This is a genomic window from Novosphingobium sp. UBA6272 (genome assembly GCF_002440635.1).
In the GTDB taxonomy this organism is placed as follows: Bacteria; Pseudomonadota; Alphaproteobacteria; order Sphingomonadales; family Sphingomonadaceae; genus Novosphingobium.
In genome coordinates this window covers 239,363-245,494 of the sequence record NZ_DJUW01000017.1, presented here as the reverse complement: position 1 = coordinate 245,494, position 6,132 = coordinate 239,363, and the positions used below count along the sequence as shown (strand labels likewise).

The window sequence follows — 6,132 nt, the reverse complement described above, 5'->3', positions numbered from 1 at the left end:
GGAGCAATCCGGCCCCTTTTTCTTTGCGGCGCGTCGCTGGCGCGCTAGAACCGCGGCGATGGCTCGGTTCCTGACCCCGCGAAGGGGCAACAAATCCCGCTCATTCCCGGCCCGGGTCGGCTGGGGTCTGCTCAAGGGCTTCGGCTGGTTCGTGGTCGGCAGCGTCGGCCTGACCGTGGTTTACAAATGGGTCCCGGTCCCGGTAACCCTGACCATGATCATGGACCCCAATGGCTTCGACAAGAGCTGGGCTCCGCTCAGTCGGGTCGATCGCAACATGGTTTCCGCGGTGATTGCGGGCGAGGATGCGAAGTTTTGCAGCCACAAGGGGTTCGACGCCGAAGCGATCGAGAAGGCGATCGAGCGCAACGCCCGCTCAAAGCGGCTGCGCGGCGGCTCTACCATCAGCCAGCAAACCGCCAAGAACGTGTTCCTGTGGCAAGGCACCGGCTGGACCCGCTATGCCCGCAAGGGGCTGGAAGTGTGGTTCACCTTCCTGATCGAGAATATTTGGGGCAAGCGCCGGATCATGGAGGTCTACCTCAACGTCGCCGAAACCGGGATTGGCACCTACGGAGTAGAGGCTGGCGCGCAGCGCTACTTCGACCACTCTGCGGCACGGCTGAGCCCGGTGGAGGCCGCCCGGATCGCCGCTGCCTTGCCGGCTCCCAAGCGGCGCGAAGTAGTTGCGCCGGGCGGCTTTACCCGCCGGCATGGCAACGTGATCGCCGCACGCAGCGGCGTGGTTCGCAATGAGGCGCTCGACGCCTGCGTCTACCGCTGATCACAACTCGCTCCAAAAAGAAGGGGCGCCGAAGCGCCCCCTCCCGTTTCCTGAGATCTGGTCCGATCAGAACTTCAGCACCAGCGTTCCGCTGACCGTACGCGGAGCGCCGATCTGGACGAAGTTCGGGTTGCCATAGGTGGCGATCCCGGTGGTCCGGCTGAAGGTGTTCGACTGGATCAGGCCACCGCCGAAACCGCCGACATAGTACTGGTCGAACAGGTTGTAGACGTTGAACTGAAGGTAGCTGCCTTCGGGCATCCCGGTCCATTTCATGTCAAGCCGCGCATCGAGGCCAACCATCCAGTACGCCGGAGCCTGAGCGCCGTAGATTTGAGCGGTGTTGGCCAGTTGGGCCGCAGACAGGATCGGGCCTGCACCGGCCGACGTGCGCGCACCAGCCGGGACATAGAACCCGGTGAAGGTCGGCAGGTTGGTGTCATAGACATAGCGCGGACCGGTACGCTTGGCAGTGATGCCCAGCGTAACCGGGCCAAGATAGCCGCGGGCACCAACGTTGATCGTGTACTTCGGAACACCCGATTCCATCTTGCCGGCGGTCGGAGCGAAGATCGACGTGCCATCCTGATTTTTGGCTACTTCAATATCGTCGCGGATCTCTGACTTGAGCCAGCTGGCACCAACGAAGATGCTGAACTGGTCAATCGGCTGGTAGGAAATCAAGCCATCGATCCCGTACTTCTTGACGTTGCCGAGGTTGCGGTAAACGTTCTGGTCCAGTTCGGGATCATAGGCAGTCGCCAGACGGTTCTGGAACCGGTTGTAGAACACCGAGACCGAGGCCTGAACCTTGTTCGAACGCATGCGGAGACCGGCGTCGAAGTTGTCGGTGGTTTCCGGAACCGGAGTCGCCTGCGGGGTGCCCAACGGATAGTAGAACGCGTTGTACAGGCTGTCCGTACCCGGGACCGAGAGGCCCTTCGAGTAGCTGGCGAACAGCGAGACATTGTCTCCGAAGCGATAGACCAGGCCAAGGTTCGGCAGAACCTTGTTGTAGTTGAACACGCGCTGCTGCGGTGCGGCAAAGCCGGTCACAACATTGGTGGTCGAATTGAAGCTATAGGGGTTGGCCGCTGCGTAGTTGGCATTCAGCGTCGCATTCTGGCCAAAGCAATCGAGGAACCCGCCCGCCGAAGTGGTGAAGCAGTAGTTTGTCAGATTGCGGCGGAAGAACGGGGCGCGGACACCCAGGTTGACGGTCAGGTCGCCGAACTTGCCAGTATACTCGGCCGCGACCTGCTGCAGGATTGCGTAGGACAGACGATCACGCTTTTGCATCGCAAAGCTGTTCGAAGTCACCAGCGGGTTGTTGACCGGGAAGACATCAATCGGTTCACCGGTCAGCTGGTCAAGCTTGCCGACTTCACCGGTCTGGCGGTGGCGGGCACGGTCATAGGTGTAGGCAACACGGACGGTGTTGTTATCGTCCAGTTCCCACTTGAGACTGGCGATCACACCAATGCGGTGCGTCTGCGTCTGGCTCGGCGACATCAGAATCACCTGATCAAGCGTGTCGCCATCACCGTTAAGGTCGTTACCAAAGTAATAGGCACCACCAATGAAGCCGGTATAGGTGTTGGCGCCGATAACGCGGGTCTGTTCACGCCCGGTCACCGTGCCACCGCCATTGGCCTTCACATACTGGTACGACGGGTCGATCGTCAGCACGATCCCATCGGACAGGGTGAACTTCGAATTGACCCGGATGTTACCGGTGTTCGAGGGGTTATAGCGCCGGTCGAACTCGGTGCCGCAGCTGTTAGTGGCATCGGCAATGCCGGCTTGCGGGGCGTCGGTCTGGCAGGGGACGTTGATGGTGTAGAACCGCTCATCATTGGTGATCGGGAAGCGGTTGCCGTTGCCCGAACCAACAGTGCGCGGGGTGGTGCTGGTCGGGGTCTGCGTGGTATCAACCCGCAGCGGCAGCGAGCCGAAGAAGTTGTTGCGGTTCTGGTTGTAGTGGCCCGAAACCGCGACGAAATCGTTGGTACCGAACGGCTGGAAGATCTTGAAATTCAGCTGATACTTATCGATCTTGCCATAGCCGTTGTAAGGTACGCGGTTCTTGGCGGTCGAGGCGGCAAACCAGGCGCGGGTCCCGCTGCTGGTCAGCTCACCGGTTTCGAACATCCCGAACACACGCCAGAAATCATACTCGCCCAGCGACATCGAAGCGAGCACGCCGAGTTCCTTGCTGGGCGTCTTGGTGCGCAGGTTGACGGTGCCGCCGACGGCCGAGGCGGTCGGGCTGTCAACATCGGTAGTGCCAAGGTTGACGTTGACCTGCTCGATCAGTTCGGGGTCGATCTGCTGGTTGGAATAGATCGCATAGTTGCCCGAATCGTTCAGCGGAATACCGTCAAAGGTCAGGCTGATACGGTCTGCCGAGAAGCCGCGGATGTTGAGCGTACCGCCCGACGAACCGTAGGCATCGTTGTTCTGGAAGCTGACGCCCGGGATCTGGTTGATCGTATCGAGCACGGTTTGGCCCGGAGCGGCGCGTTCGATCGCTTCGCTGGTCAGCACAGCCTTGGCCTTCGGAGTGTCCGGAGTCGAAACGCCCGCAACCTGCTGAAGGGTCGAACGCGTGCCGGTCACGATGATTTCCTGTTCGAAATCCTGCGAGCCGGTTGACTGGGCGAAGGCCGGAGTGGCGATTGCAGCGACGCCGATGGCCAGAGTGCTGGCGGCGGCGTTCAGGGCGAAATTCAGGCGCATGGGTCAAAATTCCCTGTTATTAAAACAACTTGCGAATGATCATTGCAATGCTCGACCGCGCGCGACTCGCGCTGGCAAAGCAGATGGAATCGCTCATAGAGGAGCGCGAACCGACTAAAAACAGTCCCGTGTGACAAAGATGTGACGAACCGTAGCACCGAAGCCAGCCCCACATCACCCCCACGAAACATAACTACACGCAGACCCCACCTGTTGAAACTTCCGTACTCCAAGCGGTCAAATGCGGTCGATTCGGCGGACATATCCCCATGCAAGGGCTGACGATTCTTGCTGCACTGCGGCATTTGTGCAACGCTTGAAGTAAGGAGGGGCCATGAGCGACAAATCCGATCATTCGCATACCGTTCATGCCCACGCCGACCATGGACACTCCCACCATGGGCACCACCATGGGCACTCACACCACGGACACGGCCACCACCATGGCCACCATCACCATGCCCCGGCCACCCACGGCAAGGCTTTCGCGCTGGCGGTGGCGCTCAACCTGATCTTCGTCGTCGGCGAGGTAGCGGCCAGCTTCATGAGCGGATCAACCGCGCTGCTGGCCGATGCCGGACACAACCTGGGTGACGTTCTCTCGCTGCTGCTGGCCTGGGGTGCCAGCGTGCTGGCCGCGCGGCCGCCGGGCCCGGGCTTCACTTACGGGCTCAAGAGTTCGTCGATCCTCGCCGCGATCGCCAATGCCGCACTGCTGTGGGTCGCGCTGGGGGCGGTGCTGCTCGAAACCGTGCAACGCTTGTGGGAGCCGGCCGAGGTCAACGGACCGATGGTCATGCTGGTTGCGGGGATCGGGATCGTCGTCAACCTCGCTTCGGCGCTGCTGTTCGCCAAGGGCAGCAAGGACGACCTCAATCTGCGTGCTGCCTTCATGCACCTGATGGCCGATGCGGTGGTTTCGGCCAGCGTCGTCTTTGCCGGACTGGTGATCACCCTGACCGCGCAGAACTGGATCGATCCGCTGACCAGCGTGATCATCACGATCGGTCTGGCCTGGGGCAGCTGGGACTTGCTGAAGGACGCGGTCAAGATGGGCCTGCTCGCCGTGCCCCGGCACATCAACGAGGACAAGGTCCGGACCTTCCTTGGCGAACAGGCCGGGGTCGAGGCGGTGCATGACCTGCACATCTGGGGGATGAGCACCACCGAAAGCGCGCTGACGGCGCACCTGGTCATGCCCCAAGGCGCGCCTGGCGACGCCTTTCTGCGCGACATCTCCGGGCAGCTCGAGCAGAGGTTCGGGATTCACCACGCGACAATCCAGGTCGAGCAGAACGCGGACGATTGCCGACTGCGCAGTTGAACGGCATGATTGCATTCAATGCCCGCAGCCGATTCTCCCGAAAGCCTTGAAGCAGCCCTGGCCCGTCTGGCCGGGGGCGACGCCAATGGGCTGGAGCAGGTCTATCGCTTGTCCGCGCCGCGCGTTCTCGCCATCTGCCTGCGGATTCTGGGCGATCGCGGCGAGGCGGAAGATGTGGTCCACGACACCTACCTGCGACTCGCCGCCAATGCCGGACGCTACAACGGGGCCCGGGGATCGGCGATCGGCTGGCTGGTAACGATCGCGCGCAACCTGTCGATCGATCGCCTGCGCAGCCGCACGGCGCGTGGGCAGGCCATGCCGGTATCCGCCGCCGAAGACCTGCCCGACCCTGCCCCGCTGGCCGATCAGGCACTGCTGGCCGGCGAAACGACCAGCCGGATCAACGGCTGCCTCGGCACGCTCGACGAAGTACAGGAGGGGGCGATCCGTTCCGCCTTTTTCACCGGTCGGACCTATGCGCAACTCGCCGATGAGCGCGGAGTGCCGCTGGGAACGATGAAGAGCTGGGTGCGGCGCGGCCTCGCCCGGCTAAAGGAGTGTCTCGATCAATGACCGAGCGCGAACTTCTGGCCGCCGAAATAGCGCTGCGCCTGCTTTCCGACGAAGAGCAGGCCCTGCTGGCGCAGGATCCCAAGCTCGCCGCCCTGGTTGCCGCCTGGGAAGCGCGGCTGGCGCCAATGGCCGAGGAACTGCCGCCGGTCGAACCCTCCCCGCAGACCTGGCAGCGGATCGCCGCAGCGCAGCGCGGGGCCGGGAACGATAACGATGGCGGCCAGATCGACCAGCTGCGGACGCGCTTGCGGCGCTGGCAGATGGGCAGCGCGGCCGCAGCAGCCGCAGCGCTGGTGCTGGGCCTGTTCACCGCGCCGCTGCTCGATCGCAGCACAGCGCCTAATTTGGCCCCACCCGTCCTCGTCGCCAGCCTGCCGGTCGGCAGCGACGCCGGGCCACGGCTCGGCCTGACCTATCTGCCGCAAAGCGGCGACCTGGTGGTCGAGGCGGCCGGGGTCGCCGGAGACGGAGTCCATGATCACGAATTGTGGCTGGTGGTGCCCGATGCCAAGCCCGTATCGATGGGCGTGGTCCAGCCCGGCCGGCAAAGCCGCGTGCACCTTTCGCCCGAACTTGCCGGTCGGATCGATGCCGGACTCGGCGTGGTCCTGACCCGCGAACCGCTGGGCGGTGCACCGCAGGGCGGCTCGGCCGGTCCGGTGGTAGCGACAGGAAAATTTTCGACAATCTGACGCCGCGCTGCATCCGT

5 protein-coding genes are annotated in these 6,132 nt (G+C 62.9%); 4 read left to right on the top strand and 1 reads right to left on the bottom strand.

All coding sequences use genetic code 11. The annotated features are described in order from the left end of the window. Window positions 1–58 precede the first annotated feature (58 nt). Window positions 59–784, top strand: coding sequence for a monofunctional biosynthetic peptidoglycan transglycosylase (mtgA, locus tag B2V17_RS10120; protein ID WP_292997254.1), 726 nt, complete (start codon window positions 59–61; stop codon window positions 782–784). Between the two features lie 66 nt (window positions 785–850). Here mtgA and B2V17_RS10115 read toward each other — a convergent pair whose 3' ends face one another. Further along, window positions 851–3,523 carry a TonB-dependent receptor gene (locus tag B2V17_RS10115; protein ID WP_292997249.1) on the bottom strand — a complete coding sequence of 891 codons (2,673 nt, stop codon included), beginning with the start codon at window positions 3,521–3,523 and terminating at the stop codon, window positions 851–853. Between the two features lie 334 nt (window positions 3,524–3,857). On the opposite strand from B2V17_RS10115, the gene B2V17_RS10110 reads away from it, so the two are divergent. Genes B2V17_RS10110 through B2V17_RS10100 form a run of 3 tightly spaced genes read left to right on the top strand, consistent with a single transcriptional unit; the run spans window position 3,858 to window position 6,115 of the window. Continuing rightward, on the top strand, window positions 3,858–4,847 hold the full coding sequence (locus tag B2V17_RS10110; protein WP_292997248.1) for a cation diffusion facilitator family transporter: 990 nt from the start codon (window positions 3,858–3,860) through the stop codon (window positions 4,845–4,847). Window positions 4,848–4,865: 18 nt separating this feature from the next. Then, window positions 4,866–5,423, top strand: a complete 558-nt coding sequence (locus B2V17_RS10105) for a sigma-70 family RNA polymerase sigma factor (protein ID WP_292997246.1) — start codon at window positions 4,866–4,868, stop codon at window positions 5,421–5,423. After that, on the top strand, window positions 5,420–6,115 hold the full coding sequence (locus tag B2V17_RS10100; RefSeq protein WP_292997244.1) for an anti-sigma factor: 696 nt from the start codon (window positions 5,420–5,422) through the stop codon (window positions 6,113–6,115). Before B2V17_RS10105 ends, B2V17_RS10100 begins: the two co-directional genes overlap by 4 nt. Window positions 6,116–6,132 lie beyond the last annotated feature (17 nt).

Bases quoted from the DNA above. Each gene is read 5' to 3' on its own strand.
- B2V17_RS10115 (WP_292997249.1), bottom strand. From the start codon at position 3,523: ATGCGCCTGAATTTCGCCCTGAACGCCGCCGCCAGCACTCTGGCCATC.
- B2V17_RS10110 (WP_292997248.1), top strand. From the start codon at position 3,858: ATGAGCGACAAATCCGATCATTCGCATACCGTTCATGCCCACGCCGAC.
- B2V17_RS10105 (WP_292997246.1), top strand. From the start codon at position 4,866: ATGCCCGCAGCCGATTCTCCCGAAAGCCTTGAAGCAGCCCTGGCCCGT.
- mtgA (WP_292997254.1), top strand. From the start codon at position 59: ATGGCTCGGTTCCTGACCCCGCGAAGGGGCAACAAATCCCGCTCATTC.
- B2V17_RS10100 (WP_292997244.1), top strand. From the start codon at position 5,420: ATGACCGAGCGCGAACTTCTGGCCGCCGAAATAGCGCTGCGCCTGCTT.